The following is a 26,399-nucleotide window of genomic DNA, read 5'->3' on the forward strand; positions in this document are numbered from 1 at the left end:
CCTCATTCCACCGTCACGGATTTCGCCAGATTGCGCGGTTGATCCACATCCGTGCCCTTGGCGACCGCCGTATGATAGGCCAGCAATTGCGCGGGCAGCGCATAGAGGATCGGGGCTAGCACCGGATCGACATCGGGCAGGGTGATAGTCTGCCATGTCTCGTCACCGGCGGCGGCGACGCCCTTGGCATCCGAGATCAGCAATATCTGCCCGCCGCGCGCCATCACCTCCTGCATGTTCGACACGGTCTTGTCGAAGAGCGCATCACAGGGGGCCATGACGATCACCGGCAGGGTATCGTCGATCAGGGCAATGGGCCCGTGCTTCAACTCGCCCGAGGCATAGGCCTCGGCATGGATATAGCTGATTTCCTTGAGTTTCAGCGCCCCTTCGAGCGCCAGCGGATACATCAGCCCGCGACCGAGGAAGAGCGCGCTTTGCGCACCCGAGAGGTCACGCGCGGCGATGCGGATATCGGTGTCGATCTCCATCGCGGTATTGAAGGTCGCGGGCAGGGCGCGCAACTGCGAAAGCAGATCGCTCAGCCGCGCGTCATCCATGCGCCCGCGCGCATGCGCCGCCTTGAGCGCCAGCAGCAACAGCACCGTCAACTGACAGGTGAACGCCTTGGTCGAGGCGACGCCGATCTCGGCCCCGGCGAGGATCGGCAGGGCCAGATCGCTTTCCCGTGCGATCGAACTTTCGGGCACGTTGACCACCGACAGCACCTGTCCGGCGCGGCCCTTGCAGTAGCGCAGGGCGGCGAGCGTGTCTGCTGTCTCGCCTGACTGGCTGACAAAGAGGGCGGCGGTGCCTGTGCTGACCGGCGGTTCGCGATAGCGGAACTCCGAGGCGATATCAACATCCACCGGCAGGCCGGCCAATTGCTCGAACCAGTATTTTGCCGTCAGGCAGGCGAAATAGGCGGTGCCACAGGCCACCAGGCTCATGCGCTCGATCCTGGTGAAGTCGGGCGTCCCGCCCGGCAGCACGATATCGCGCCCGTCCTCGGTCAGGTAATGGGTGAGCGCGGTGCCGATCACCGATGGCTGCTCGGCGATTTCCTTGGCCATGAAGTGGCGATGCCCGGCCTTGTCGACGCGGGCATTGTCGATCTCGATGGTCTTGACGGCGCGGGTCACCGCCTGCCCCTCGGCATCGGTGACGGCGAGGCCCTGCCGGGTGACGACGGCGATATCACCCTCTTCGAGATAGGTGATCCGGTCGGTCATCGACGCAAGCGCGATCGCATCCGAGCCGACGAACATCTCGCCCTCGCCATGGCCCACGGCGAGCGGGCTGCCCTTGCGTGCGGCGATCAGCAGATCGGGATGCCCGTCGAACAGGAAACACAGCGCATAGGCGCCTTCGAGCCGCGCAATGGTGGCGCGCGCGGCGGCCTCGGGGCTGAGGCCCTGCGTCATCATGTGATGCGCCAGCAGCGCCACCGTTTCAGTATCGGTGTCCGTCTCATGCCCGATCCCGGCCTCTGAGAGTTCGGCGCGCAAGTCGCGGTAATTCTCGATGATGCCGTTATGAACCACGGCGACGGGCCCGGCCTTGTGCGGGTGCGCGTTCATCTCGGTCGGGGCACCATGGGTGGCCCAGCGGGTGTGGCCGATGCCGGATTTGCCTGCCAACGGCTGATGCACCAGCAGATCCGCGAGATTGACCAGCTTGCCGACCGCGCGCCGACGGTCGAGCCGACCGTCGTTCAGCGTGGCGATCCCGGCGCTGTCATAGCCGCGATATTCCAGCCGCCGGAGCGATTCGACGAGGATCGGGGCGGCCTCGTGATTGCCCAGAACTCCGATAATTCCGCACATCAATCCATTTCCTTCTGAGTCTTGCGGACCTTTTGCGCCCGTAACAGTTCAAATAATTTACGTGCAAGCCCGGGTTTCTCGACCTGCCGGGCGCGCCCGATGGCCAAGGCCCCCGCGGCAACATCCTGCGTGATCACCGAGCCGGAGCCGGTCATCGCGTCGTCGCCGACCGAGACCGGGGCGACCAGCATCGTGTTTGAGCCGATGAAAACCCGCTCGCCGATACGCGTCTCGTGCTTCATCACGCCGTCGTAATTGCAGGTGATGGTGCCCGCCCCGATATTGCTGTCGCGGCCCACCTGCGCGTCGCCGATATAGCTCAGGTGATTGACCTTGGCCCCCTCGCCGATGAGCGCGTTCTTGACCTCGACGAAATTGCCGATGCGGCTGTCCTCGCTCAACTCGGTTCCGGGGCGCAGCCGTGCATAGGGCCCGACCACCGCGCCGCGCGCGACGTGGCAGCCCTCAAGATGGCTGAAGGCGCGGATATGCGCGCCGGTCTCGATGGTGACGCCGGGGCCGAAGACCACGTTCGGCTCGATCAGGCAGTCGCGGCCCAGATGGGTGTCATAGGCGAAATGCACGGTCTCGGGCGCAACCAGCGTCACGCCGTTCTTCATCGCCTCGGCGCGGGCGCGGGCCTGAAAGGCGGCCTCGGCCACGCTCAGTTCCGCGCGGCTGTTGATGCCCATGGTTTCGGCCTCATCGCAGGTGACGGCACTGGCCGAAAGCCCGCGCGCGCGGGCCAGCCCCACGATGTCGGTCAGGTAATATTCGCCCGAGGCATTTTCGTTGCCGACCTCTGCGATCAGGTCGAAGAGAAGCGGGGCAGGGGCCATCACCACGCCGCTGTTGCACAGCGTGATCGCGCGCTCTGCCGGGCTTGCATCCTTGAATTCCACGATCCGCGTGAGCGCGCTGCCCTCGACAACAAGGCGCCCGTAGCGGCCCGGATCGGCGGCCTCGAACCCAAGAACCACTACGTCATGCGCCGCGCGCGCGGCGGCCATCTTTTCAAGCGTCTCGGGCCGGATAAAGGGCGTGTCGCCGTAGAGAACGATAGCGTCGCCGGTGTAATCCTCCAGTTCCGCCTGGGCCTGCGCCACCGCATGGGCGGTGCCCAACTGCTCCTCCTGCAGCACGATACGCGCCGTCTCGTCATGCTCTTGCGCCGCGTCGGCCACCGCCTCGGCCTCGTGCCCTGCGACGATCACGGTATGGTCGGGTTCAAGCGCGGCACCGGCCTGCATCGCATGCACCAGCATCGGTGCCTCGGCGATCCGGTGCAGAACCTTGGGCAGATCGGAGTTCATCCGCGTTCCCTTGCCCGCCGCCAGAATGATGAGTGCAATCGACATGAGAAATCCCTGAACATGGTAACGGGTTTTCTTGTATCGGTTCACCACACGGGCGCAAGGGTGCAGGTATGAAACCTGCGTAACATCTCGCAGCGGGTTGCGCGAAAACCGGCCGCAGACTCAGCGATAGGTGCGCGCCTCCATCGGGGTGTCGTCGATCCGGCGGTGCACCCGGTCGAGCAGCGATTGTTCCGCGCGGTTGAGTACGGCGCGCGGGTTCCAGACCACATGAACATCGACCGCCGCCGTCTGATCATAGGGCGGCAACTGCCACAAGAGGCTGTCGCGCACGTCGCGCTCTGCCACGTGCAGGGGCAAGGGGCCGATCCCGAGGCCCGCGATGATCATGCGCCGCACCTCCTCCAGGTGGCTGGAGGTGGCGATGATCTGATCGCCCAGTTCGGCCTGCGCGCGCATCAGCGTCACCGGTTTGAGCGCGTCCTGCAGGCGGTCGGTCTCGAAGCTGACGGCGCTTTGCCCCGCCAGATCGGCGCGGGTCAGGTCGCGGCGGCCGAAGAGGGGATGTGGCGGGCCGCAAAAGAGGCCGAAGAATTCGCGGTAAAGCCGCAGATATTCCAGCTTGGGGTTGCGCTGATGCACGAGGCAGATGGCGAAGGAGGCCGAGCGTGCAGAGACCGTCTCGATCGCCTGCGCCGAGGAATGCACCTCGATCGAGAGCGTCGCGCGCGGGTTCTCGGCATGGAATTCCGCCAGCACCTGATCAAAAAGCGGGCAGATGACATGGCTTGCCAAGGACACCCGCACATGCCCCGTCACCTCGTCGGTCATGTTGCGCATGAGGGTGGAGAGCCGCAAGATTGAGCCCTGGATATCCACCGCCTCGCGATAAAGCACCTCGCCCGCTTCGGTCAGTTCGAACCGCCCCGGTGAACGGTGAATGAGACGCTTGCCCACCCGATCCTCAAGCCTTTTCAGGGCGGTAGAGACCGAAGGCTGCGTGAGGCGCAACCGATTTGCGGCATCTGTGACCGACCGTGATTGCGCCAGCACGACGAAGGTGCGCAAGAGGTTCCAATCCATCTCGCGCATGATCCGTTCAGGGCTGTCGCGGCTTTCCATAGATTTCATCTATTGTCACAATTCCTCTTATCTATTTGATTAATGATGGACCGCTTTGCACCCTTGTCGCAAGCCCGCATCCGACGGGCAGCGCAGGAAAGGGAGACGCATGTCGGTCGAAGCCCGCGAGGCAAGACAGCCGTGGATATTGTTGTCACCCGCCCTCGGGGCGGTGCTCTTCCTGCTGATCATCCCGTTGATGTTCATCGTGGTCTATTCGTTCTGGCTGCGCTCGGCGATGAGCGCGGATCAGGTGGGATTCTACCTCGACAACTGGCAAAAGGCGCTGAGCGATCGGTTTTACCGCGACATCCTGCTGAACACGTTGAAGATCGCAGCAATCACCACGCTGATCTGCGGGCTGATGGGCTATCCGGCGGCCTATTTCATTGCGCGGTCCAAGGGCAACAAGATGATCCTGCTGCTCTTGCTGATGCTGCCCTTCTGGATCAGCTACATCATCCGCACGATGAGCTGGATCAACATCCTCGGCACGTCGGGGGCGCTCAATACCTTGCTGATGACGCTCGGGATCATCGGCGAGCCGATGCAGATGCTCTATAACGAGGCGACTGTGATCCTTGGCCTGGTGCATTTCCTGCTGCCGTTCATGGTGCTTAATGTCTATGTCAGCCTGGAGGGCATCGACACCAATCTCGAAGACGCCGCAACCTCGCTCGGAGCGACCCGTTGGGAGGCGTTTACCCAAGTCACCCTGCCGCTCTCGCTGCCCGGTTTGGCGGCGGGCGGATTGCTGTGCTTCGTGCTGGGCGCGGGCACCTATATCACCCCGGTGATCCTTGGCGGGCCGACCGATGCGATGTTCGCCAACCTCGTGTTCGAGGCGATCATCACGCAATTGAACTGGCCGCTCGGCTCGGCGCTGTCGCTGCTGCTGCTGGCGGTGCTCGGCGTGCTGGTGGCGATCTACAACCGCTATCTCGGCATGGCGCAACTGGCCAAGGGGCTAGGGTGATGGGCTGGCAGGCGATCCGCATCTGGACCGTTCTGGTCTATGGTTTCATGTTCCTGCCGGTGGCGGTGGTGGTGCTGTTGTCATTCAACGCCAATCAGTTCGGCAGTTTCCCGATGACCGGCATGTCGCTGCGCTGGTTCGAGGAATTGTGGAACAACGACGCGGTGATGCGCGCCTTTCGCACCTCGATCGTGCTGGGGCTGATGACGGCGGTGATCTCGACCACATTGGGCATCCTCGCGAGCCTTGCGCTGGTGCGCTACAAGATCCCCGGCCGCAACACGATCACCACGCTGCTGATCGCGCCCATTCTGGTGCCCGAGGTGGTGCTGGCGGTGGCACTGTTGCTGTTTCTCAACTGGCTCGGTCTCGGCAAGAGTTTCGCTTTGCTGCTGGCGGGGCACGTCATCTTTACCCTGCCTTTCGTCATCCTCGTGGTGCAGGCGCGGCTGGTGTCGATCAAGCGCGACGTTGAAGAGGCAGCGCTGAGCCTCGGCGCCTCGCCGGTGCAGACGTTTTTCTCGGTCACCCTGCCGCTCATGCTGCCTGCGGTGGCCGCCGGCGCGCTTTTCGCGTTCACCATCAGTTTTGATGACATCACCGGCACGCTCTTCTGGAAGCCGGGCGGCGTCGAGACCGTGCCGACGCAGATCTTTTCGATGCTGCGCAATTCGATCAGCCCGGAGATCAACGCGCTTGGCACGGTGATGATCGTGATGACCGTGGGCCTGCCACTGCTCGGTGCGGCGGTGGCCCGCAAACTCGCCATGAAAAGCGGCGCTTAAGAACCGCATTAACCCTCAACAAGGAGATATGAAAAATGGACAATACCAAACGTTATGAACGACTGCTGGAGCGCTATCGCAATGGCGAACTGGACCGGCGCAATTTTCTGGGGCTGATCGGGGCTGCGGGTCTCGCCTATGGTGTGCAGACGCCATTCGCCAAGTTCGCTCATGCGCAGGACGTCAAGCAGGTGCGGTTCGACGGCTGGGGCGGTGTCGTGTCCGAGGCGTTCCGCGAACATGCGTTCGAGCCTTACACCAAGGAGACCGGCATCGAGGTCGTGGACGGCACCTTTGCGGGCAGCGACGAATATCTCGCGCAGGTCCGCTCCAGCCAGGAGGGCGAATACAACATCGCGCATCTGTCGGGCGTGTTCGACTATGCGCGCTACGTGAATTTCGGCCTGACGGTGGAGCTGAACCTCGACAACATCCCCAACATGTCGCTGGTGATGGATGCGCTGACCAGCGCGTTCCGCGGTGTGACGCCGGATTATCTCTCGGCTGTGCCCTATGACTATGGCACCACGGGGCTGGCCTATAACCGCAAGTATATCTCCGACGAGGAGATGAAGGAGAAAGGTGCCAGCATCCTGATCGACGAGGCCTATAAGGGCAAGATCGGTGGTTGGGGCGAATGGCGCACGCGGATCTGGTACGGTGCGCTGCAGACCGGACAGGATCCCAACAACATTCAGGATATGGAGGCGGTCTGGGGCGCGATCCGCAGCCACCGCGATCTGGCGCTGAAATACTGGTCGTCGGGCGCAGAACTCATGAGCCTTCTGGCCGAGGAAGAAATCTACGTGACCGAAGGTTGGTCGGGCCGCATCGCGGCGCTGCAGCAGCAGGGCCACGACATCGGCTATTACGACGCGCCCGGCAGCTTTGCCTGGCAGGAATGCCTGCACGTGCTCAAGGGCAGCCCGGTCGAGGCCTGCGAGGAACTCCTGAACTTCATGCTCGCGCCTGAGACCTCCATCGCCGTGGCCGAGGGGCAGAACTATCCGCCCGCGCTTGACGGGACCAAGGTCGATCTGGGTGACAAGATCCCGACCCTGCCGGCCTATGATCCGACCGGCACGCTCGACTCGCTCACCTTCGCCGATCCCAACTACTGGAACGGCAATGAGGCGGAATGGTCCGAGACCTTCAGCCGCGTGCAGCGCGGCTACTGAGCGATCCAGCTCGCAAAGAGTGCCAAGGCCGTTCAAACGGCCTTGGTCACGCAATTTCGAAATTGCGTGACCGCCGCCCCGCGCGGCCTCGCAACATAGGAGACCGCGATGAGCGCCGTCACCCTGCAAGACATCGTCAAGCGTTTCGGCAGTTTCACCGCCGTGCATCGCACCACGCTGGAAATTCCCGAAGGGGCGTTCGTCACGCTGCTAGGGCCTTCGGGCTGTGGCAAGACCACCAACCTGCGCATGATCGCCGGGCTGCTCGACCCGAGCGAGGGCGAAATCCTGATCGGCGGCAAACGCGTCAACGACGTGCCCATTCACAAGCGCAACCTTGGTCTCGTTTTTCAGAACTACGCGCTTTTCCCGCATAAGACCGTGGCCGAGAACGTAGCCTTTGGCCTGAAATACCGCGACGTGCCGAAATCCGAGATCCCGGCCAAGGTGCAGGCGGCGCTGGAACTGGTGCAATTGCCTAATGTCGGTGACCGCTATCCCAAGGAGCTTTCGGGCGGCCAGCAACAGCGCATCGCCCTTGCGCGCGCCATCGTGATCGAGCCCGACGTGCTGCTTCTGGACGAGCCGCTTTCGGCGCTCGACGCCAACCTGCGCGAAGATATGCGGGTGGAGTTGAAGCGCATTCAGGAACGCATCGGCGTCACCACCGTTTTCGTCACCCACGACCAGTCCGAGGCGCTCGCCATGTCGGACCTGATCGTCGTGATGTCCGAGGGGCGGGTGGAGCAGGTGGGCAAGCCCGAAGAGGTGTATAACACGCCCGCCTCCGAATTCGTCGCCAATTTCCTCGGGGCGTCCAATATCACCGAGGCGAAATGTATCGAGCATGGCGCGAGCGTGGTGGTCGAGGATGCCACCTTTGGCCGTGTCACCGTGCCCGCCGCCAAGGCGCCCAACCTGACCGGGCAGGGCCCGGCCAAGCTGGTGGTGCGCGCCGAGAAACTGTTGCTGTCGAAAACCCAGGCCTCCGAGGGCGTGATCTCTGTCCCGGCCACCGTGGAAACCGTGGATTATCAGGGACAGGCGGTGCGCTATTTCGTCCGCGCGGGCGAGGCGCAGCTGCAAGCCATCAACATGATCGACGAGCGCCCCTTTGCGGCGGGCGACGCGGTCCATCTGCACTTGCGCCCGCAGGATTGCGCGGCGCTTCCGGGATAAGACAATGAACGTGAAACCCTCTCACCTTTTTTATCAGGGGCGCGAACGCAAGCCGGTGCTCGATCAGGCGCGCGGCGTATACATGTGGGATGTGGACGGCAAGCGCTATCTGGACGGCTCAAGTGGCGCGATGGTCTGCAATATCGGCCATTCCAACGAGAACGTGCTCGAGGCGATGCGCCGTCAGATGGAGAAATCCACCTTTGGGTATCGCCTGCATTTCGAGACCGAAGCCTCCGAGAAACTCGCCGCCAAGACCGCCGCCTTGTGCCCCGAGGGCCTCAACCGCGTGTTCTTCGTCTCGGGCGGGTCCGAGGCGGTGGAATCGGCGCTGAAACTGGCACGGCAATACGCGCTCGCAACTGGCGAGGGCAGCCGCTGGAAGATCATCAGCCGCGCGCCGTCCTATCACGGTTGCACCCTTGGTGCGCTCGCCATCACCTCCTACGCGCCGCTGACCGATCCCTTCGCCCCGATGATGCAGGCCATGCCCAAGGTGCCCGCGCCCCGCGCCTATCTCGACGGGCTCGACCCCGAGGATGAGGCGACCGGCCAACATTACGCCGACATGCTTGAGGCGAAGATACTGGAAGAAGGCCCCGAGAGCGTGCTCGCCTTCGTGGTGGAACCCATTGGCGGTGCCTCCACCGGGGCGCTGGTGCCGCCCAAGGGCTACATGGAGCGGGTGCAGGAGATTTGCCGCCGCTATGGCGTGCTGCTGATCCTCGACGAGGTGATGACCGGCGCGGGGCGCACCGGCAAATTCCTCGCCTCCGAGCATTGGGGGCTGGCGCCGGATATCGCCGTCATGTCCAAGGGCTTTGCCGCCGGTTACGTGCCGCTTGGCGCGATGGTCGCGCATGAGCGGCTGGTCGAGGCGGTGCTTGACTCGGGCGGTTTCCTGCATGGCTACACCTATGCGGGCAACCCGCTGGCCTGCGCCGCCGGGCTGGCCGTGATCGACGAGATCGAGCGGCAGGATCTGGTGGGCAACGCGGCGCGTATGGGGGTGAAACTCAAGGAACGGCTGGAAGGTCTCATGCAGCGCTATGCCATCATAGGCGACGTGCGCGGCAAGGGGCTGCTCACGGCGTTCGAATTCATGGCCGACCGGGGCAGCAAGGCCCCGCTGCCCAAGCACCTGCAAGCCTTCAACCGCTTCGTGCAGATCGCCTATGACAAGGGGCTGATCGTCTATTCGCGGCGCACCCGCGACGGGATGGAGGGCGACCATATCATCATTGCCCCGCCGATGATCGCGACCGAGACGCATCTCGATGAGATCACCGAGATGCTGGACGCCTCTTTGGCTGAGTTCACCGAAGAAATCCGCCCCGCGTTGGGCAAGGCGGTGTGATGCGCGAGATCATCATCACCTGCGCGCTCACCGGCTCTATCCACACGCCCTCGATGTCGCCGCACCTGCCGGTGACGGCAGATGAGATCGCAAAGGCGGGTGTCGAGGCCGCCGAGGCGGGCGCGTCGATCCTGCACCTGCATGCGCGCGACCCCGGGACGGGCAGGCCCTCGGCCGATCCCGACCATTTCCGCGCCTTCCTGCCGCGCCTCAAACAGGGCTGCGACGCGGTGCTGAATCTGTCCACGGGCGGCAGCGCGGTGATGACGCTTGATGAGCGTCTGGCCGCCCCTAAAGAGGCCGCGCCGGAAATGGCCTCGCTCAACATGGGCACGATGAATTTCGCCCTTTACCCGATGGCCGAGCGGATCACCGACTGGCAGCATGACTGGGAGCAGCCCTTTCTCGAAGGCTCCGACGATCTGGTGTTCAAGAACACCCCGCGCGACATCGCCCGCATCCTGACGGAGCTGGGACAGGAGCGTGGCGCGCGGTTCGAATTCGAATGCTACGATCTGGGCCATCTCTACATGCTGCGCCATTTCGCTGACCGGGGCCTGATCGAGGCGCCGTTCTTCATTCAGTTCGTCTTTGGCGTGCTGGGCGGCATGGGGCCGGACCCGGAAAACCTGAGCCACATGGTGCGCATCGCCGACAAGCTGTTCGGTGCGGATTACATGTTTTCGGTGCTGGCTGCGGGACGTCACCAGATGCCGATGGCGGCGCAGGCGGCGGCGATGGGCGGGCATGTGCGCGTGGGGCTGGAGGACAGCTTGACGATTGCGCGCGGCACGCTGGCGCGATCCAATGCCGAGCAGGTGCAGAAAGTGCGCGGCATCGTCGAGGCGATGGGGCGCGAGGTGGTGGATGCGGACGGCGCGCGCCGCCTCTTGCGCCTCAAGGGCGCGGACCGGACGGCGATCTGAGACATGGGGACGGAGTTTCGCGCGGTCACGTCAGAGGCGGATATGGGTCTTCTGGACCGGGCCTTGCGGTCTCTCAGCCACGATCTGGGGGATCAGCATATGGCGGGACTCGGCGCCTTGCGCGCCGGGCTGATGGGCGATACGCCAGCGGCCTACGGGCTTCTGGCGGTGGAGCGGGACGTGATCGGCGCGGCGCTCTATAGTCCGGTGTTTTCCACTGCTCAGGGGGCGCCGGGGGTCTATGTCTCGGACCTCTGGGTCGATGCGGCGACACGCGGACAGGGGGCCGGGCGGCACCTGCTGGCCGAGGTGGCGCGCCGGGCTGGGGCGCAATGGGGCGCTGCATGGATGACGCTGGCGGTCTATGGTCACAGCACCGCCTCGCGCCGGTTCTATGAACGGCTCGGCTTTGCGCCGCAGGAACGCGTGACACAGATGCGCCTGCCACAGGCAGGGTTTGACAGACTGAAGGGAGAGGGCAGATGAAGGCCATTTTCGACGACCGCCAGTGGAAACACGCGCCGCAGCATTTCATGGCCAACGGCGTCATCCAGCCCAGCCCCGAACAGCCCGAGCGCATCGCGCGGCTGACTGATGGTGCAAAGGCGGCGGGTTGCGAGATGATCGCGCCCAAGGATGCGGGCCTTGGCCCGATCGCCGCCCTCCATTCGCCGGAGTATGTGACCTTTCTGCGCAATATCCACACCCGCTGGCAGCGGATCGAGGGCGGAGGGCCGGAGGTGATCCCCAACATCCACCCCGCCACACGCGGCGACGGTTACCCCAAATCCGCCGTGGGGCAGGCGGGCTATCATCAGGCCGATACCGCCTGTCCCATCGGCGCGGGCACGTGGGAGGCCGCCTATTGGTCGGCGCAGAGCGCCGTCACCGGGGCCGATCTTGTTCGCGGCGGCGAGCGCGCCGCCTACGCGCTCTGCCGCCCGCCGGGACACCACGCCTTTGGCGATCTGGCGGGCGGCTTTTGCTTTCTCAACAATGCCGGCATCGCCGCTGAACGGCTGCGTATGGTCGGACGGCGCACGGTGATCCTTGACGTGGACGTGCATCACGGCAACGGCACGCAGGGCATCTTCTACGACCGCGATGATGTGCTGACCGTGTCGATCCATGCCGACCCGGAACGGTTCTACCCGTTCTTCTGGGGCCATGCGTGCGAGCGCGGCGAGAGGCGTGGGATGGGCTACAACCTCAACCTGCCGCTGCCGCGCAAGACCGGCGATGACGACTATCTGAAGGTGCTGGATCGCGCGCTGGAAAGGATCGTGAATTTCGGGGCTGACGCGGTGGTGGTCGCCCTCGGCCTCGACGCCTATGAGGGCGATCCGTTTAAGGGGTTGGCCATCACCACGCCGGGCTTCGGGCGCATCGGTGCGGCCATTGCGGGCCTCGGGTTGCCCACGCTGTTCGTGCAGGAGGGGGGCTATCTCTGCGAGGAGTTGGGCCAGAACCTCACCGCCACGCTCACCGGGTTCGAGGGGGCGCGGCCATGAGCGATATAATAGTCATCGGCGGCGGCATCGCAGGGGTCAGTGCGGCCGCGGAGTGTGCCCGCGCCGGGGCCTCCGTCACGGTGCTGGAGAGCGAGCCGCAGATCGGCTATCACGCGACGGGCCGCTCTGCGGCGATCTTCATCCGTAACTACGGCAACGCCACGCTGCGCGCGCTCAACGCCGTGGCCGAACCGATCTTTGAACAGCCCGGCGAGATCAGCGACAAACCGATCCTCAGCCCCCGGGGCGAGCTTATGGTCGCCTCGGAGGAAGAACTGCCAGTGCTCGACGCCTATCTCGACGGCGCGGTCGGGGTGGAGCGGTTGACAGGACATGAGGCCGCAGAGATCGTCCCCATCCTGCGCCCCGAGCGCATCGCGGGCGCGCTGATCGAACGCGACGCGCGCGGCATCGACGTGGATCTGCTGTTGCAGGGCTATGCAAGGATGCTGCGGGGGCGCGGGGGGCAGATCGTCACCGGCGCGCAGGTGCAGGCGCTGCGCTTTGACGCCGGGCAATGGCACGTGGACACGGCGCAGGGCACCCTCAGTGCGCCCACCGTGGTTAACGCCGCAGGCGCATGGGGGGATGAGGTGGCGGCACTGGCCGGTCTGCCGCGCCTCGGGCTGCAACCCTATCGACGCTCCGCCGCGATTATCCCTGCGCCCGAGGGGCACGATACCGAGCATTGGCCGATCTTTGGCTCCATCGCCGAGACCTGGTATGCCAAGCCCGAGGCGGGCAAGCTGATGGTCTCGCCCGCCGACGAAGACCCGGTCGATCCGCATGACGCCTGGCCCGAGGACATGGTGCTTGCGGAAGGGCTGCACCGGTTCGAGCAGGCGGTGACGCATGAGGTGACGCGGCTGGAGCATAGCTGGGCGGGCCTGCGCACCTTCGCCCCCGACCGAACGCCGGTCGCGGGCTTCGATCCGCGCAGCACCGGCTTTTTCTGGCTGGCGGGGCAGGGCGGCTATGGCGTTCAGACCGCGCCCGCGCTATCGCAGTTCAGCGCCGCGCTGCTGACTGGTGGCGCATCCGTGCTCGACGCGGCCACCCGCGCCGCGCTGGCCCCAGACCGATTTTGTTGATCCAACCGAAAGGACCCGCCCATGAGCGATATCACCCGTCACAACACCGGCCAACGCATGAGCCAGAGCGTCACCCATAACGGCACCGTCTATCTGGCCGGGCAGGTCGGTAATCCGGGCGACAGCGTCGCTGACCAGACCCTTACCTGCCTGGAGAAGGTCGAGACACTGCTGGCCGAGGCAGGGTCAGACGCAACGCGCATCCTGCAATGTGTGATCTGGCTGGCCGACATGGCCGATTTCGCCGAGATGAACAGTGTCTGGGATGCCTGGGTGCCCGAAGGCCACGCCCCCGCCCGCGCCTGCGGCGAGGCAAAACTGGCCACGCCCGATTATAAGGTGGAACTGATCGCGACGGCGGCGCAAGGGTAAGCAGGACTGTCAGGCTCGCCACCGATTGCAAGTATACAGACTAACGGATGTACTTGATGAACGGCGTAAGCGTTCCGATCCGGTCATAGAGCTTGCGTGCCTGTGCGTTAAAGTCCTGCGTCAGCCAATAAACCGACGGACAGCCATCGGCATCGGCGCGGGCATAGACCGCCTCGATCAGCGCCCGCCCCACGCCTGTGCCGCGCGCTGTCGGGGCGGCAAAGAGATCCTGCAGGTAACACACCTTCTCCTCGCGCCAGTTGTGCGGATGGTAGATGTAATGCACCACCCCCACCGCGCGCCCGTTCCGCAGTGCGATCAGACCGTTCTGATCAGGATGTGCCGCCGAGGTCAGGCGCGCGAAGGTCACGTCGTAGACCGTGTCGGCGAGGGTGGTTTCGTAGAACGCCAGATAGTCGCGCCAGAGTGGCACCCATCCGGGTTTGTCCCCGGTCTCGACAGGGCGGATCTGCAGGGTCATGGCATATCTCCGGTTCAGGTCTTGTTGCGTAGCCTGCGCCAACCGCAGGGCAGAGACCAGACGGAATTCTCGGCGCGCCCCGGCATTTTTCCGCCGATCGGGTTGTCACCCGTTCATCGTTCCCCCACCTCTACCGGGCATTCCGCGCGGCCTGCGCGGGACGTCAGACCACGCAACAGGAGACTGATTTGACCTTCACAACCAAACTCGCGACGCTGCTTAGCGCCACGGCGCTCGCTCTTGCCACCCCGCTCGCCGCGCAGGAGACCGAGCAAAGCCTGCCGCAACCCGCCGAAATCGCCGCCGAGGATGTCACCGACGGCCAAGTTGAGGCCTTTGTCGATGCCATTCTCGCGGTCGAAGAAGTGCGCGACGAATACACGCCCCTGATCGAGGCCGCCGAGGACGAGGCAGCCCAGAAGGAACTCGTCGAGGAGGCCAATGAGGCCGCCTTCTCCGCCGTGGGCGAGGTCGAGAATATGGACGTGGACAGCTACGTGGCCATCGCGAACGCGGCCGGCGAAAGCGACGCGCTCAATCAGCGCATCATCGCTCGCATCTCCGAATTGCGCGAAGAGTAATCGGCATCGGGGCGGCGGATCACTCCGCCGCCAACGCGCGCGGATCGGCGAGCGTCACGATATCCATCATGATCGTGTTCAGCTCGAAATCCTTCGGCGTATAGACCCGCGCCACGCCCATCTCGCGCAACCGGCGGGCATCGTCCTCGGGGATGATGCCGCCGACGATCACCGGCACATGCCCGAGCCCCGCGTTGCGCATCCGCTCCATCAGGTCCTCCATCAGGGGCATGTGCGATCCTGACAGGATCGACAGTCCGACCACATGCGCGCCCTCGTCCTGTGCGGCGGTGACGATCTGTTCCGGCGTCAGACGGATGCCCTCATAGCCGATATCCATGCCGCAATCGCGGGCGCGGAAGGCGATCTGTTCGGCCCCGTTGGAATGGCCGTCGAGCCCCGGCTTGCCTACGAGGAATTTCAGACGCCGCCCGAGGCTGTCGCTGACCGCGTCCACCGCATCGCGGATCTCATCCAGCCCTTCGGTCATGTTCGACGGGCTGCGCGAGACACCGGTGGGGCCGCGGTACTCCCCGTGAATGGCGCGCATCTGTTCGGCCCATTCGCCGGTGGTGACACCTGCCTTGGCTGCCGCGATGGAGGCGGGCATGATATTCTCGCCGGCCTTGGCTGCTGCGCGCAGGGCAGAGAGCGCGGACTTGACCGCGCCTGCGTCACGCGCGCGCCGCCACTCTTCCAGCCGCCCGATCTGATCGGCCTCGACGGCCGCATCGACCACCATGATGCCGCCATCCTCGGTTTGCAGCGGCGAGGGCTCGCCCTCCTGCCACTTGTTGACGCCGACGACGACTGTCTCGTTGCGTTCGATCCGGCCTAGGCGTTCGGCGTTGCTGTCCACGAGCCGCGATTTCATGTACTCGATGGCCGAGACCGCGCCGCCCATGCTGTCGAGATTGGCCAATTCATGCCGTGCGCCATCTTTCAGCGCCTCGACCTTGGCATCGACCGCCGGGTTGCCTTCGAACAGATCGTCGAATTCCAGCAGGTCGGTCTCGTAGGCGAGGATTTGCTGCATCCGCATCGACCATTGCTGATCCCACGGGCGCGGCAGGCCCAACGCCTCGTTCCATGCCGGAAGCTGCACCGCCCGCGCGCGGGCCTTTTTCGACAGCGTCACCGCCAGCATTTCGATCAGGATACGGTAGACGTTGTTCTCGGGCTGCTGCTCGGTCAGGCCGAGGGAGTTGACCTGCACGCCATAGCGAAAGCGGCGGAACTTGGGGTCCTCGACGCCATAACGCTCCTGCAAAATCTCGTCCCAGAGATCGACGAAGGCGCGCATCTTGCACATCTCGGTGACAAAGCGGATGCCCGCGTTGACGAAGAACGAAATCCGCCCGGCGAGGATCGGGAAATCCTCCTCCGGCACGCGCGGCTTCAACTCGTCCAGCACCGCCACGGCGGTGGCGAGCGCAAAGGCCAGCTCCTGCTCCGGCGTGGCCCCGGCCTCTTGCAGGTGGTAGGAACAGACATTCATTGGGTTCCACTTGGGCACGTGCTTGTAGCAGTATTCTGCCACGTCGCCGATCATCCGCAGGCTCGGCCTGGGCGGGCAAATGTATGTGCCGCGCGACAGATACTCCTTGATCAGGTCGTTCTGCACCGTGCCTTGCAGGGCAGTGGTATCCGCGCCCTGTTCCTCGGCCACCGCGATATAGAGCGACAACAACCAAGGTGCTGTGGCGTTGATCGTCATCGAGGTGTTCATCTGATCAAGCGGGATCTGATCGAAGAGCGCGCGCATGTCGCCCAGGTGGCAGACCGGCACGCCGACCTTGCCGACCTCACCCTTGGCGAGCACGTGATCGCTGTCATAGCCCGTTTGCGTCGGCAGATCGAAGGCCACCGACAGCCCGGTCTGCCCGCGTGCCAGGTTCGAGCGATAGAGCGCGTTCGAGGCCTGCGCCGTCGAATGGCCCGCATAGGTGCGGATTAACCAGGGGCGATCTTTCTGCGTCTGCGACATGTACGGGCCTCGTGAATCAGGTTGCGCAATTTTCTTACGTTCCGCGCAATGTAATGGCAACAAACTGGCGCTGTCAATTCGCTGCATCGCGGCATATGCGCCGGTCCGGCGTCTTCGGTCTCTCTCCCGTCATCCTCGGACTTGATCCGAGGATCTCTTGGCCAGGAGATCCTCTGGTCAAGCCAGAGGATGACGCCCAACACTAAGAGGATAATGCGGCCCCCATTTACCGCCCCCGCGTTCCCTGCTTATCTGGTGCAATGACACAAACGGTCGACATGCCCCTTTGGGCGCTGCTCTTGTTGATCGCCTTTGCGGGCGTGACCTTTGCGTCGCATTTCCTCTTCCCCTCCGTCCGCTGGTTCTTTCGTCGCCGGATGGAGCGGGCGGTGGCCCGGCTCAACGAGAGGCTGGAGCGGCCCATCGAGCCGTTCAAGCTGGCGCGGCGCTATGACATGATCCAGCGGCTGATCTACGACCCTGAGGTCATCCGCGCCATCGCCGAACATGCCCGCAAGGAAGGCATCCCCGAGAATGTCGCCTTCGAGAAGGCCAAAGGCTATGCGCGCGAGATCGTGCCGAGTTTTTCTGCCACCGCCTATTTCGGGATCGCCATAAAGCTGGCGAAATGGCTGAGCCGCGCGCTCTACCGGGTGCGGCTGGGGCATTTCGACGAGACGCTGAGCGGCATCGACCGCGACGCGACGGTGGTGTTCGTGATGAACCACCGCTCGAACATGGATTATGTGCTGGTCACGTGGCTGGCGGCCGAACGCTCGGCACTCTCTTACGCCGTGGGGGAATGGGCGCGGGTCTGGCCGCTCAGCCGGCTGATCAAGGCGATGGGGGCCTATTTCATCCGCCGCAAATCGCGCGGGGCGCTCTATCGCCGTGTTCTGGCGCGCTATGTGGGCATGGCCACCGATGGCGGCGTCACGCAGGCGATGTTCCCCGAGGGCGGGCTGAGCCTGAATGGCGGCTTGCAGGAGCCGCGACTCGGGCTGTTGAAATATCTGGTGGAGGAGCGCGAACCCGGCGGGCGCGATGTGGTCTTTGTGCCCGTCGCGCTGAACTATGACCGGGTGTTCGAGGATCGGCTGCTGGTTGCTGCCGATCAGGCGGGCGGACGGCGCTTTCCGGCGCGGATCAGCGTGGTGGCGCGGTTCATCGTGAAACAGGGCTGGCTCAAGCTGCGGGGCAAATACCACCGGCACGGCTATGCCGCGGTCAGTTTCGGCGCACCGATGTCACTGCGGTCCTATCAGGTGGATCACCCGGAAGGGGGTGTTGAGGGGCTGGCGCGGGCGCTGATGGCGCGGATCGGGGGCGAGGTGCCGGTGCTGCCGGTGCCGCTGGTGGCGCGGGCGCTGGTGCTGGCCGATGCGCCGCTGAGCCGCGAGGCGCTGGACGCCCGCGTGACGGAGATTTTGGAGGCGGCGCCGCGCGCCCATCTGCACCTGCCGCGCGACGATCTGGAATACGCGATCCGGTTCGGGATCACGGTTCTGCGCAAGCGTGGCATGATTGAGGAGCATCACGGGGCGTTCGTCGTCAACGAGACCGAGCGCCCGCTGCTGACGTATTATGCGTCCTCAATCGCCCATCTTTTTCGCGGGTGCAGCGGGGATTGAGCGATTTTGCTGCAATTGCTCGGTCATATAATTACAAAAATAGACCCAAAGCTATTGCAATATTACCGATCCATCAGTATCCCAAGGTCAGAGCGCCGCGATTCTGCACTGCGGCACGCGTTCACAGGAGGCTAGCATGGCTTTGGATAACGAGACGGGCATCGCGCCCTATGACGCACCTGAAAAAGACCTTTACGAGGTCGGCGAAATGCCCCCGCTCGGCTATGTGCCCAAGCATATGTATGCATGGGCGATCCGCCGCGAGCGGCATGGCGAGCCGGAAACATCGTTCCAGCAGGAGGTAGTCGATACATGGGAGATCGACAGCCACGAGGTGCTGGTTCTGGTGATGGCGGCGGGCGTCAACTATAACGGCGTCTGGGCCGGTCTCGGCCAGCCGATCAGCCCGTTCGACGGGCACGGCGCGGACTATCATATCGCCGGGTCCGACGCGGCGGGGATCGTCTGGAAAGTGGGCGAGAAGGTCAAGCGCTGGAAGGTCGGAGACGAGGTGGTTATCCATTGTAATCAAGATGATGGCGATGATGAGGAGTGCAACGGCGGCGATCCGATGTTCTCGCCCACGCAGCGGATCTGGGGCTATGAGACGCCGGACGGCTCGTTCTCGCAGTTCACCCGCGTGCAGGCGCAACAGCTGATGCCGCGGCCCAAGCACCTGACCTGGGAGGAAAGTGCCTGCTACACGCTGACGCTCGCCACCGCCTACCGGATGCTCTTTGGTCACGCGCCGCATGACCTCAAGCCGGGGCAGAACGTGCTGGTCTGGGGGGCGTCGGGGGGCCTCGGCTCCTATGCGATCCAGCTGGCCAATACGGCGGGCGCGAACGCCATCGGCGTCATCTCGGACGAGAGCAAGCGGCAGTTCGTTCTCGATCAGGGGGCCAAGGGTGTCATCAACCGCAAGGAGTTCAACTGCTGGGGACAACTGCCCACGGTGAACACGCCGGAATACAACGAATGGCTCAAGGAAGCGCGGAAATTTGGTAAGGCAATCTGGGACATAACCGGAAAAGGCGTCAGCGTTGATATGGTGTTCGAGCATCCCGGCGAGGCGACCTTCCCGGTCTCGAGCCTCGTCTGCAAGAAGGGCGGCATGGTGGTGATCTGTGCGGGGACCAGCGGGTTCAACTGCACCTTCGACGTGCGCTACATGTGGATGCACCAGAAGCGCCTGCAAGGCAGCCATTTCGCCCATCTCAAGCAAGCGGCGGCGGCCAACAAGCTGATGGTGGAGCGGCGGCTAGACCCTTGCATGTCCGAGGTTTTCCCGTGGGACGAGATCCCGCAGGCACATACCAAGATGCTGAACAACGAACACAAGCCGGGCAACATGGCGGTGCTGGTTCAGGCCCCGCGCACCGGGCTGCGCACGGTCGAGGATGTGATTGAGGCCGGTCGGGGCTAAGCCCGCGCACCGGACACAGAGAGGCCCGCGGGAGGTGTCCACCGCGGGCCTTTTTTCATGTCTGTATCGCGTCGGTATTCTGTCGGTATCGCGTCGGTGCGATATCAGAGCGCGAGATTGGGGATGATCTGCTTTTTGCGGGACATCACGCCGGGCAGGACCACGGCGTCGCCCGCCACGTTCGCGCCAAAGCTTTTCTCGGCGAGCGCCTTGACCAGATCGTTCGGCACCAGCAGCGTCGCCTCCTCATTCAGGATGTCCACCACGAACAAGAGCACCTGATCGACGCCATCCTCGGCGGCGACGGTGGTCATGCTGTCCATCAGGCTGGCCTTGCGGTCGAGCACGGTGGCGGGGGCGGTCGTCTCAAGCACGCTGACGCGGAATTTCTTGCCGCCGACTTCGTATTCCTTGGAATCCATGCGCAGCAGTTCGGCGTCGGAAAAGGCCGACACGTCGGATTTCGCGGCGAACATCTCGGCGGCATAGTCGGGGATCGAAACGCGCAGATCGGCGGCGAGGTTTTCGGCCACGGCGCGGTCATGGTCGGTGGTGGTGGGCGAGCGAAATTCCAGCGTATCCGAAAGGATGCAGGTGAGTGCGGCGCCCTTGGCCCAATCGGGCATCTTCGCGGCGTCGTCGCCCATCAGGTCGACCATGATCGTCGCGGTGCACGCGAGCGGGCGCACGGTGATGTCGATCGGGCCTTTGGTTTCCAGACCGCCGACCAGCTTGTGATGGTCGATGATCGCCTGCACATCGGCGCCGTTGATGTTGGCGGGCAGTTCAGCCGGGTTGTTGGTGTCGACCACGACGCAAGCCTGACCGTCCTCGACATCCGAAATGATGCGCGGCTTGGGCAGGTCCCATTTGGTCAGCAGGAAGGCGGCTTCGGTATTGGGCTCGCCGAGCAGGACGGCTTCGGCGTCGCCGCCCTTCACCTCGTTGAGATACCACGCCCAGAGGATCGGCGATCCGGTGGAATCGGTGTCGGGGGATTTGTGGCCGAAAACAAGAGTGGTCATGATGCGTGTCCTCAGTGATCGTGAATGCTTCGGCGCGCTTTATAGGGAGGTGCGCGGGGTTTGTCACCCGGCAATGCTGCACTGCGGCAACGAGGGGGGCGATTCCGGTGCCCGCCTCGCGCATCGTCACCCTCGGACGTGATCCGAGGGTCTCTCGGCCAAGAGATCCTCTGGTCAAGCCAGAGGATGACCGGGGAGGGGAGGCACAGGGGAGACGATCACAACAGATGGGGCGGGACAGTTCTGGCCTGGAGCGGGCGTTGAAGCCTGTCCGCGCGAAACGCACCGAAGGTGCTGCGCGATCGTCATACCAGAGGCATGCCTCCGGCATGACGCCGTCCCGCGGCCTGGCGATTTGATAGGGTGCGCAACGTGTTGAGGCTACAATGACTTGGCTGGCATAAAGTACCCGCCACAAACGGCGCATCGCCAGTCCCCGGCCCTGCGATCACGCGGCACCTTCTACGGGTCATTCAATGACCGCTTCAAGTCGAATCCCGACCTTGACATCGGTTCGGCATCAGGCCGACCCGGCAGCCCTGATCCGACACCGACGATTTTCGCGATCAAGGGTGTTGACTCGGGGAGGCGCACTGCCTAGCTATCCCTCGTTAGCACTCGCCCGAGGGGAGTGCCAACGATCCCCTAGTAGGGATCAATAGGGAGTAACTTTGAGCCAAGGAGCCTCAGAGATGGCATTTAAACCGCTGCATGACCGCGTGCTTGTCCGCCGCGTTGAAAGCGAAGAGAAAACCGCCGGGGGCCTGATCATCCCCGAGACCGCCAAGGAAAAGCCCCAGCAGGGCCAGGTGGTGTCCGTCGGTGACGGCGCGCGCAAGGACAATGGCGAATTGATCGAGATGGCCGTGAAGGCCGGTGACACCATTCTGTTCGGCAAATGGTCGGGCACCGAGGTCACGATCGACGGCGAAGAGCTGCTGATCATGAAGGAAAGCGACATTCTGGGCATCATCGACGCCGATCAGGCTGCCAAGGCCGCCTGAACGCCGCGCTTCGTCTGACCCGGAACCCATAGAAATCAGGAGCATCTGAACATGTCTGCAAAAGACGTACGTTTTAACACCGACGCCCGCAACCGCATGCTGAAGGGCGTCAACACCCTGGCCGATGCGGTCAAGGTGACGCTTGGCCCCAAGGGCCGCAATGTCGTGCTGGAAAAGAGCTTTGGCTCGCCGCGCATCACCAAGGACGGTGTCTCTGTCGCCAAGGAAATCGAACTGGAAGACAAGTTCGAGAACATGGGCGCGCAGATGGTGAAAGAAGTCGCCAGCCGCACCAATGACGAGGCCGGCGACGGCACCACCACCGCCACCGTGCTGGCGCAAGCCATCGTGAAAGAGGGCGTCAAGGCCGTGTCTGCGGGCATGAACCCGATGGATCTCAAGCGCGGTATCGATCTGGCCACCACCAAGGTCGTCGAGCACATCAAGGCCGCGGCCCGCAAGGTCGAGAACTCTGAAGAGGTCGCGCAGGTCGGCACCATCTCCGCCAATGGCGAAGCTGAAATCGGCCGTCAGATCGCGGATGCGATGCAGAAGGTCGGCAACGAGGGTGTCATCACCGTCGAAGAGAACAAGGGCCTCGAGACCGAGACCGACGTGGTCGAGGGCATGCAGTTCGACCGTGGCTACCTGAGCCCCTATTTCGTGACCAACTCCGACAAGATGATCGCGGAGCTGGATGATTGCCTCATCCTGCTGCACGAGAAGAAACTGTCGAGCCTCCAGCCGATGGTGCCGCTGCTCGAGCAGGTGATCCAGAGCCAGAAGCCGCTGCTGATCATCGCGGAAGACGTCGAAGGCGAAGCGCTTGCGACCCTCGTGGTGAACAAGCTGCGCGGCGGCCTCAAGATCGCGGCTGTCAAGGCACCGGGCTTTGGTGATCGCCGCAAGGCCATGTTGCAGGACATCGCGATCCTGACCGGTGGACAGGTGATCTCGGAAGACCTCGGCATGAAGCTCGAGTCGGTGACCATGGACATGCTGGGCAGCGCCAAGACCGTCAACATCACCAAGGACGAAACCACCATTGTGGACGGCCATGGCGAGAAGGCGGAAATCGAGGCACGCGTGTCCCAGATCCGCGCGCAAATCGAGGAAACCACCTCGGATTACGACCGTGAGAAGCTGCAGGAACGTGTGGCCAAGCTCGCTGGTGGTGTGGCCGTGATCCGCGTTGGCGGCATGACCGAAACCGAAGTGAAAGAGCGTAAGGATCGCGTCGATGACGCGCTGAACGCCACCCGGGCTGCCGTGCAGGAAGGGATCGTCGTCGGCGGCGGTGTCAGCCTCGTGCAGGGTGCCAAGTCGCTCGAAGGCCTGACCGGCGAGAACAGTGACCAGAATGCGGGCATCACGATCGTGCGCCGCGCGCTCGAATCTCCGCTGCGCCAGATCGCCGAGAATGCCGGTGTCGACGGCTCCGTCGTCGCGGGCAAAATCCGCGAGAGCGACGACCTCAAGTTCGGCTACAACGCGCAGACCGATGAATATGGCGACATGTTCAAGTTCGGCGTGATCGACCCGGCCAAGGTTGTCCGGACCGCACTCGAGGATGCCGCCTCGATCGCGGGCCTCCTGATCACCACCGAGGCGATGGTGGCCGACAAGCCGCAGAAAGAAGGCGCCGGTGGCGGCGGTGGCGGTATGCCCGACATGGGCGGCATGGGCGGCATGATGTAAATCATCCCCCGGCCTTTGCAGCCAAGGAAAGGGTCGCGCGGTGCGCGGCCCTTTTTCGTTGGGCTGACGTGGTCTTGAGTATTTTTGGAAAAATGAAGGGGGGCGTCAGCCCTCTTGCGCCAGAAGCGCGCGCAATCCGTGGCGGTAGTCGGGATGGATCAGGCGCAGGCCGAGATCGTCCTTGATGCGCCGGTTCGAGACGCGTTTCGATTCGGCGTAGAAGGAGCGGGCCATCGGGCTCATCTCCGCCTCGTCGAAGGGGATTGCGTCGGGCACGGCCACGCCGAGCAATTCGGCGGCATGGGCGATCACGTCCTGCGGCGGGGCCGGGTCGTCATCGCAGAGGTTGTAGGCGGTGCCGGGGCGGGGGGCCATGATCGAGGCCTCGAGCACCTGCGCGATATCGTCGACATGGATGCGGCTGAAGACCTGACCTGGCTTGATGATGCGCCGCGCGGTGCGTGCGCGCACCTTCTCGAACGGGCCGCGCCCGGGGCCGTAGATGCCCGCGAGGCGAAAGATGTGCAGCGGCAGGCCGGGGATCGCCTGCCATTCGGCTTCGGCCGCGACGCGCAAGCGCCCGCGCTTGGTGGAGGGGGTGAGGGGGGTGTCTTCATCGACCCAGCCGCCCTGATGGTCGCCGTAGACCCCGGTGGTCGAGAGGTAGCCCGCCCAGGTGAGGCGCGGCGCGAGGGTGGTGATCTCGGCGCGGTGGCGGGCGAGCACCGGGTCGCCGTCCTCGGTCGGGGCTGCGGAACTGAGCAGGTGGGTCGCCTCTTGCAGGGCGGGGGTGAGGTCATCGGTGCCCCAGAGGAGCGGGATAACGCCCTCGGCGCGCAGGGCCTCGGCTTTCGTGGCGTCGCGGGTGGTGCCGTAGATGCGCCAGCCCTGAGGCAGGAGCCGGGCGGCGAGGGCGCGGGCGCAGTAGCCGTGGCCGAAGGAGAAAAGAACCTTGCTCATGCGCCCTTACATGGCGCGGGGCGGGTGGAATGGCAAGGTTTCGCCGGTGGTGATCATGTCGCTGGCGCGGGGCGACGCGGGCGGGCATTCTGGCACAAAGTCATGCCGGAGCCGCCATGCCCCATCCCACGCGCCGCCTTGTGCTCGGTCTTCTGGCCAGCCTGCCGCTTGCCGCCTGTTCGAGGCCGTCGGTCTCGACACGCAATGCGCCCCATGATCCGCCGCTCTATCCCAACGAGACGCCGGAGTTGCGCCGTCTGATCAATCGCTATGCCGATCACTACGAGGTGCCGCGCAGCCTGGTGCACCGGCTGGCGATCCGCGAGAGCACGCACCGGCCCTGGGCGCGGAACGGGCCGTATTACGGGTTGTTGCAGATCCTGCCGCAGACCGCGCGCACGATGGGGCATCGCGGTGCGCCCGAGACGTTGCTCGATGCCGAGACCAACCTGAAATACGGGGTGAAGTATCTGCGCGGGGCCTATCTGGTGGCGGGCGGCGATCCGGATGCGGCGATCGGCTGGTATGCGCGGGGGTATTATTACGAGGCCAAGCGCAAGGGGCTGCTGGTCGAGACCGGGTTGCGGTCTTGAGGGTTTGTTGCTGCCTTTAGTGTAAGCCGCGCAGCGTCGTGCCGCGGCCCGCTGGGCCGCGTTTCGCGCGGGTGCGTAAATCCGGTATCCGCAAAGCCCATCTCCCTCCCTGCCTCAACTCGCGTAGTCCGAGCCTTCGGCGTCGAGCAGGGCCTTGATCTCCGACAGGTGCCGGTCGGCCTGTTCGGGGTAGCTCTCGATTTCCTCGGCGGTCTTGGCCGCGACCTCGTGCGACAGCACCCGCAGGGGCCGCCCGGTCTGAAGCGCGCGGATGTAATTCTCCGCCGCGCGCTCGAAATAATAGAGCCGGTTGAACGTGTCGGCGACGGTGTCGCCGATCACCATCACGCCGTGATTGCCCATGATCATGACCCTCTGTTTGGGGTCATGGAAGAGCTGCGCGCAGCGTTCGCCCTCATCCTCGAAGGCAAGCCCGCCATAGCCCTCATCGACGACGTGGCGGCCATAGAACATCGCGCCGTTCTGGTCGATGGGCGGCAGGCGGCTATCGGCGAGCGACGCGAGCACGGTGGCATGGGTCGAATGCACATGCATCGCACAGCGCGCATGGGCGCAATGCCGGTGCAGCCCGCCATGCAGCCCCCAGGCTGTGGGGTCGGGGGCGTCCGGCCCCTCCAGCGTCTCGGGGTCGTTGGCATCGACCACGATCAGGTCGCTGGCGCGGATGCGCGCGAAATGCATCTGGTTGGGGTTCATCAGGAACCGCGTGCCATCCTCGTTGATCGACAGGCTGAAGTGATTGGCCACCGCCTCGTGCATGTTCAGCCGCGCGGTCCAGCGGAAGGCGGCGGCAAGATCGACCCGCTCCTGCCAATGCTCGATGTTGGGTTTCAGGCTGGTCACGCTCATGTCGCTGTCCTTTCATCTTCGGTGAGGGGTCGTGAGGCGACCCAAGCATAGCCGTTTTCGCACAGGATGCAGCATTCGCGCAGCCCGTGCGGCTTGTTGGTGGGGGCTTGCAGGATCGTTCCGCCTGCATCTTCGGCGCGGGCGGCGGCGTCATCCGGGTCGCTGTCGAACATGTAAAGCGACGCGCCTCCGCCGCGCGGCGGGGTCTCGGGGACGAGACCGAGCAGCGGATGACTGCCATAGGTGTGATCGGCATGCAGCTGTATCAGGTGGCCATGATAGGCGATGATCGCGAAATCGTCGCTGACGCGGTGCGGGACCGCGCCGAAGACATCCGCAAGGAATGCCGCCTGCGCGTGCACGTCGCGCACGAGGATATTGAGACCAAAGCCGCGCAGGCTGGCCCCGAAATCCTCTGGGGTGACGGTCTCAAGATCCATGGTGCACCTCGCTTTGCCTCGCAGCTTGATCGTGCGCTTGGCCCGTGTCAACGTGTCCCCTCTG

The 26,399-nt window shown here is 64.3% G+C and carries 25 protein-coding genes; 16 read left to right on the top strand and 9 right to left on the bottom strand.

Annotation, left to right across the window (positions count from 1 at the left end):
* Positions 1–2: 2 nt before the first annotated feature.
* The 3 genes from glmS to BMX04_RS08000 all read right to left on the bottom strand — a co-directional run bounded on the left by glmS (position 3) and on the right by BMX04_RS08000 (position 4,264).
* Positions 3–1,826, bottom strand: a complete 1,824-nt coding sequence (glmS, locus tag BMX04_RS07990; protein WP_074785744.1) for a glutamine--fructose-6-phosphate transaminase (isomerizing) — start codon at positions 1,824–1,826, stop codon at positions 3–5.
* Positions 1,826–3,184, bottom strand: coding sequence for a bifunctional UDP-N-acetylglucosamine diphosphorylase/glucosamine-1-phosphate N-acetyltransferase GlmU (gene glmU / locus BMX04_RS07995; protein WP_074785745.1), 1,359 nt, complete (start codon positions 3,182–3,184; stop codon positions 1,826–1,828). The genes glmS and glmU overlap by 1 nt, the downstream gene beginning before the upstream one ends.
* A gap of 120 nt (positions 3,185–3,304) precedes the next feature.
* On the bottom strand, positions 3,305–4,264 hold the full coding sequence (locus BMX04_RS08000; RefSeq protein WP_083398123.1) for a LysR family transcriptional regulator: 960 nt from the start codon (positions 4,262–4,264) through the stop codon (positions 3,305–3,307).
* A 109-nt stretch (positions 4,265–4,373) separates the two neighbouring features.
* On the opposite strand from BMX04_RS08000, the gene BMX04_RS08005 reads away from it, so the two are divergent.
* The 10 genes from BMX04_RS08005 (at position 4,374) to BMX04_RS08050 (ending at position 13,639) form a co-directional block, all read left to right on the top strand.
* Positions 4,374–5,240 (top strand): ABC transporter permease, encoded by an 867-nt coding sequence (locus tag BMX04_RS08005; RefSeq protein ID WP_074785747.1) that lies wholly within the window; start codon positions 4,374–4,376, stop codon positions 5,238–5,240.
* Positions 5,240–6,025: an ABC transporter permease gene (locus tag BMX04_RS08010; RefSeq protein ID WP_074785748.1), complete on the top strand. Its 786-nt coding sequence runs from the start codon at positions 5,240–5,242 to the stop codon at positions 6,023–6,025. Before BMX04_RS08005 ends, BMX04_RS08010 begins: the two co-directional genes overlap by 1 nt.
* Before the next feature lie 35 nt (positions 6,026–6,060).
* Entirely contained in the window at positions 6,061–7,203 is a 1,143-nt protein-coding gene (locus tag BMX04_RS08015; RefSeq protein ID WP_074785749.1) for an ABC transporter substrate-binding protein, read from the top strand.
* Between the two features lie 108 nt (positions 7,204–7,311).
* Positions 7,312–8,382, top strand: a complete 1,071-nt coding sequence (locus BMX04_RS08020) for an ABC transporter ATP-binding protein (RefSeq protein WP_074785750.1) — start codon at positions 7,312–7,314, stop codon at positions 8,380–8,382.
* Between the two features lie 4 nt (positions 8,383–8,386).
* Complete coding sequence (locus tag BMX04_RS08025) at positions 8,387–9,739, top strand: aminotransferase family protein (protein ID WP_074785751.1); 1,353 nt, start codon at positions 8,387–8,389, stop codon at positions 9,737–9,739.
* Positions 9,739–10,665, top strand: coding sequence for a 3,5-dioxohexanoate:acetyl-CoA acetone transferase (kce, locus tag BMX04_RS08030; protein ID WP_074785752.1), 927 nt, complete (start codon positions 9,739–9,741; stop codon positions 10,663–10,665). Before BMX04_RS08025 ends, kce begins: the two co-directional genes overlap by 1 nt.
* Positions 10,666–10,668: 3 nt before the next feature.
* Positions 10,669–11,151 carry a GNAT family N-acetyltransferase gene (locus BMX04_RS08035; RefSeq protein ID WP_074785753.1) on the top strand — a complete coding sequence of 161 codons (483 nt, stop codon included), beginning with the start codon at positions 10,669–10,671 and terminating at the stop codon, positions 11,149–11,151.
* The gene (locus tag BMX04_RS08040; RefSeq protein WP_074785754.1) at positions 11,148–12,176 is read left to right on the top strand and encodes a histone deacetylase family protein; all 1,029 of its coding nucleotides are present in this window, start codon (positions 11,148–11,150) and stop codon (positions 12,174–12,176) included. Before BMX04_RS08035 ends, BMX04_RS08040 begins: the two co-directional genes overlap by 4 nt.
* Positions 12,173–13,267 (top strand): NAD(P)/FAD-dependent oxidoreductase, encoded by a 1,095-nt coding sequence (locus BMX04_RS08045; RefSeq protein ID WP_074785755.1) that lies wholly within the window; start codon positions 12,173–12,175, stop codon positions 13,265–13,267. Before BMX04_RS08040 ends, BMX04_RS08045 begins: the two co-directional genes overlap by 4 nt.
* Before the next feature lie 21 nt (positions 13,268–13,288).
* The gene (locus BMX04_RS08050; protein WP_074785756.1) at positions 13,289–13,639 is read left to right on the top strand and encodes a RidA family protein; all 351 of its coding nucleotides are present in this window, start codon (positions 13,289–13,291) and stop codon (positions 13,637–13,639) included.
* Positions 13,640–13,679: 40 nt separating this feature from the next.
* Here BMX04_RS08050 and BMX04_RS08055 read toward each other — a convergent pair whose 3' ends face one another.
* On the bottom strand, positions 13,680–14,120 hold the full coding sequence (locus BMX04_RS08055) for a GNAT family N-acetyltransferase (RefSeq protein ID WP_074785757.1): 441 nt from the start codon (positions 14,118–14,120) through the stop codon (positions 13,680–13,682).
* Between the two features lie 188 nt (positions 14,121–14,308).
* Between BMX04_RS08055 and BMX04_RS08060 the strand changes: the two genes are divergently transcribed.
* Positions 14,309–14,701, top strand: coding sequence for a DUF4168 domain-containing protein (locus tag BMX04_RS08060; protein ID WP_050660990.1), 393 nt, complete (start codon positions 14,309–14,311; stop codon positions 14,699–14,701).
* A 19-nt stretch (positions 14,702–14,720) separates the two neighbouring features.
* Here the strand turns inward: BMX04_RS08060 and BMX04_RS08065 are convergent, their stop codons facing one another.
* On the bottom strand, positions 14,721–16,775 hold the full coding sequence (locus BMX04_RS08065) for a protein meaA (RefSeq protein ID WP_083398125.1): 2,055 nt from the start codon (positions 16,773–16,775) through the stop codon (positions 14,721–14,723).
* Between the two features lie 173 nt (positions 16,776–16,948).
* Here BMX04_RS08065 and BMX04_RS08070 point away from each other — a divergent pair, with 173 nt between their 5' ends.
* Both BMX04_RS08070 and ccrA read left to right on the top strand, forming a co-directional pair.
* The gene (locus BMX04_RS08070; RefSeq protein WP_074785759.1) at positions 16,949–18,319 is read left to right on the top strand and encodes a 1-acyl-sn-glycerol-3-phosphate acyltransferase; all 1,371 of its coding nucleotides are present in this window, start codon (positions 16,949–16,951) and stop codon (positions 18,317–18,319) included.
* A 136-nt stretch (positions 18,320–18,455) separates the two neighbouring features.
* Positions 18,456–19,745, top strand: coding sequence for a crotonyl-CoA carboxylase/reductase (gene ccrA / locus BMX04_RS08075; RefSeq protein ID WP_050660993.1), 1,290 nt, complete (start codon positions 18,456–18,458; stop codon positions 19,743–19,745).
* Positions 19,746–19,849: 104 nt separating this feature from the next.
* Here ccrA and BMX04_RS08080 read toward each other — a convergent pair whose 3' ends face one another.
* Positions 19,850–20,770, bottom strand: coding sequence for a manganese-dependent inorganic pyrophosphatase (locus BMX04_RS08080; protein WP_074785760.1), 921 nt, complete (start codon positions 20,768–20,770; stop codon positions 19,850–19,852).
* 692 nt (positions 20,771–21,462) lie between these two features.
* On the opposite strand from BMX04_RS08080, the gene groES reads away from it, so the two are divergent.
* Positions 21,463–21,774: a co-chaperone GroES gene (gene groES, locus BMX04_RS08085; protein ID WP_050660995.1), complete on the top strand. Its 312-nt coding sequence runs from the start codon at positions 21,463–21,465 to the stop codon at positions 21,772–21,774.
* Positions 21,775–21,825: 51 nt separating this feature from the next.
* Positions 21,826–23,472 carry a chaperonin GroEL gene (groL, locus tag BMX04_RS08090; protein WP_074785761.1) on the top strand — a complete coding sequence of 549 codons (1,647 nt, stop codon included), beginning with the start codon at positions 21,826–21,828 and terminating at the stop codon, positions 23,470–23,472.
* A 105-nt stretch (positions 23,473–23,577) separates the two neighbouring features.
* Here the strand turns inward: groL and BMX04_RS08095 are convergent, their stop codons facing one another.
* Positions 23,578–24,432 carry an SDR family oxidoreductase gene (locus BMX04_RS08095; protein ID WP_074785762.1) on the bottom strand — a complete coding sequence of 285 codons (855 nt, stop codon included), beginning with the start codon at positions 24,430–24,432 and terminating at the stop codon, positions 23,578–23,580.
* A gap of 116 nt (positions 24,433–24,548) precedes the next feature.
* Here BMX04_RS08095 and BMX04_RS08100 point away from each other — a divergent pair, with 116 nt between their 5' ends.
* Entirely contained in the window at positions 24,549–25,025 is a 477-nt protein-coding gene (locus BMX04_RS08100) for a lytic transglycosylase domain-containing protein (RefSeq protein ID WP_074785763.1), read from the top strand.
* Positions 25,026–25,139: 114 nt separating this feature from the next.
* On the opposite strand, the gene BMX04_RS08105 is transcribed toward BMX04_RS08100, so the two are convergent.
* Together BMX04_RS08105 and BMX04_RS08110 are read right to left on the bottom strand one after the other, a co-directional pair.
* The gene (locus tag BMX04_RS08105; protein WP_074785764.1) at positions 25,140–25,895 is read right to left on the bottom strand and encodes a class II aldolase and adducin N-terminal domain-containing protein; all 756 of its coding nucleotides are present in this window, start codon (positions 25,893–25,895) and stop codon (positions 25,140–25,142) included.
* Positions 25,892–26,335, bottom strand: coding sequence for a VOC family protein (locus BMX04_RS08110; RefSeq protein WP_074785765.1), 444 nt, complete (start codon positions 26,333–26,335; stop codon positions 25,892–25,894). The genes BMX04_RS08105 and BMX04_RS08110 overlap by 4 nt, the downstream gene beginning before the upstream one ends.
* Positions 26,336–26,399 lie beyond the last annotated feature (64 nt).

Source organism: Roseovarius tolerans (assembly GCF_900109855.1).
Classification (GTDB): domain Bacteria; phylum Pseudomonadota; class Alphaproteobacteria; order Rhodobacterales; family Rhodobacteraceae; genus Roseovarius; species Roseovarius tolerans.

Coding starts and splice junctions, on each gene's coding strand:
- BMX04_RS08105 (WP_074785764.1), bottom strand. CDS start 25,895: ATGAGCGTGACCAGCCTGAAACCCAACATCGAGCATTGGCAGGAGCGG.
- BMX04_RS08055 (WP_074785757.1), bottom strand. CDS start 14,120: ATGACCCTGCAGATCCGCCCTGTCGAGACCGGGGACAAACCCGGATGG.
- kce (WP_074785752.1), top strand. CDS start 9,739: ATGCGCGAGATCATCATCACCTGCGCGCTCACCGGCTCTATCCACACG.
- BMX04_RS08005 (WP_074785747.1), top strand. CDS start 4,374: ATGTCGGTCGAAGCCCGCGAGGCAAGACAGCCGTGGATATTGTTGTCA.
- BMX04_RS08050 (WP_074785756.1), top strand. CDS start 13,289: ATGAGCGATATCACCCGTCACAACACCGGCCAACGCATGAGCCAGAGC.
- BMX04_RS08010 (WP_074785748.1), top strand. CDS start 5,240: ATGGGCTGGCAGGCGATCCGCATCTGGACCGTTCTGGTCTATGGTTTC.
- BMX04_RS08000 (WP_083398123.1), bottom strand. CDS start 4,264: ATGGAAAGCCGCGACAGCCCTGAACGGATCATGCGCGAGATGGATTGG.
- glmS (WP_074785744.1), bottom strand. CDS start 1,826: ATGTGCGGAATTATCGGAGTTCTGGGCAATCACGAGGCCGCCCCGATC.
- BMX04_RS08065 (WP_083398125.1), bottom strand. CDS start 16,775: ATGCAGCGAATTGACAGCGCCAGTTTGTTGCCATTACATTGCGCGGAA.
- BMX04_RS08100 (WP_074785763.1), top strand. CDS start 24,549: ATGCCCCATCCCACGCGCCGCCTTGTGCTCGGTCTTCTGGCCAGCCTG.
- BMX04_RS08080 (WP_074785760.1), bottom strand. CDS start 20,770: ATGACCACTCTTGTTTTCGGCCACAAATCCCCCGACACCGATTCCACC.
- BMX04_RS08035 (WP_074785753.1), top strand. CDS start 10,669: ATGGGGACGGAGTTTCGCGCGGTCACGTCAGAGGCGGATATGGGTCTT.
- BMX04_RS08045 (WP_074785755.1), top strand. CDS start 12,173: ATGAGCGATATAATAGTCATCGGCGGCGGCATCGCAGGGGTCAGTGCG.
- glmU (WP_074785745.1), bottom strand. CDS start 3,184: ATGTCGATTGCACTCATCATTCTGGCGGCGGGCAAGGGAACGCGGATG.
- ccrA (WP_050660993.1), top strand. CDS start 18,456: ATGGCTTTGGATAACGAGACGGGCATCGCGCCCTATGACGCACCTGAA.
- BMX04_RS08110 (WP_074785765.1), bottom strand. CDS start 26,335: ATGGATCTTGAGACCGTCACCCCAGAGGATTTCGGGGCCAGCCTGCGC.
- BMX04_RS08020 (WP_074785750.1), top strand. CDS start 7,312: ATGAGCGCCGTCACCCTGCAAGACATCGTCAAGCGTTTCGGCAGTTTC.
- BMX04_RS08070 (WP_074785759.1), top strand. CDS start 16,949: ATGACACAAACGGTCGACATGCCCCTTTGGGCGCTGCTCTTGTTGATC.
- BMX04_RS08025 (WP_074785751.1), top strand. CDS start 8,387: ATGAACGTGAAACCCTCTCACCTTTTTTATCAGGGGCGCGAACGCAAG.
- BMX04_RS08040 (WP_074785754.1), top strand. CDS start 11,148: ATGAAGGCCATTTTCGACGACCGCCAGTGGAAACACGCGCCGCAGCAT.
- BMX04_RS08095 (WP_074785762.1), bottom strand. CDS start 24,432: ATGAGCAAGGTTCTTTTCTCCTTCGGCCACGGCTACTGCGCCCGCGCC.
- groL (WP_074785761.1), top strand. CDS start 21,826: ATGTCTGCAAAAGACGTACGTTTTAACACCGACGCCCGCAACCGCATG.
- groES (WP_050660995.1), top strand. CDS start 21,463: ATGGCATTTAAACCGCTGCATGACCGCGTGCTTGTCCGCCGCGTTGAA.
- BMX04_RS08015 (WP_074785749.1), top strand. CDS start 6,061: ATGGACAATACCAAACGTTATGAACGACTGCTGGAGCGCTATCGCAAT.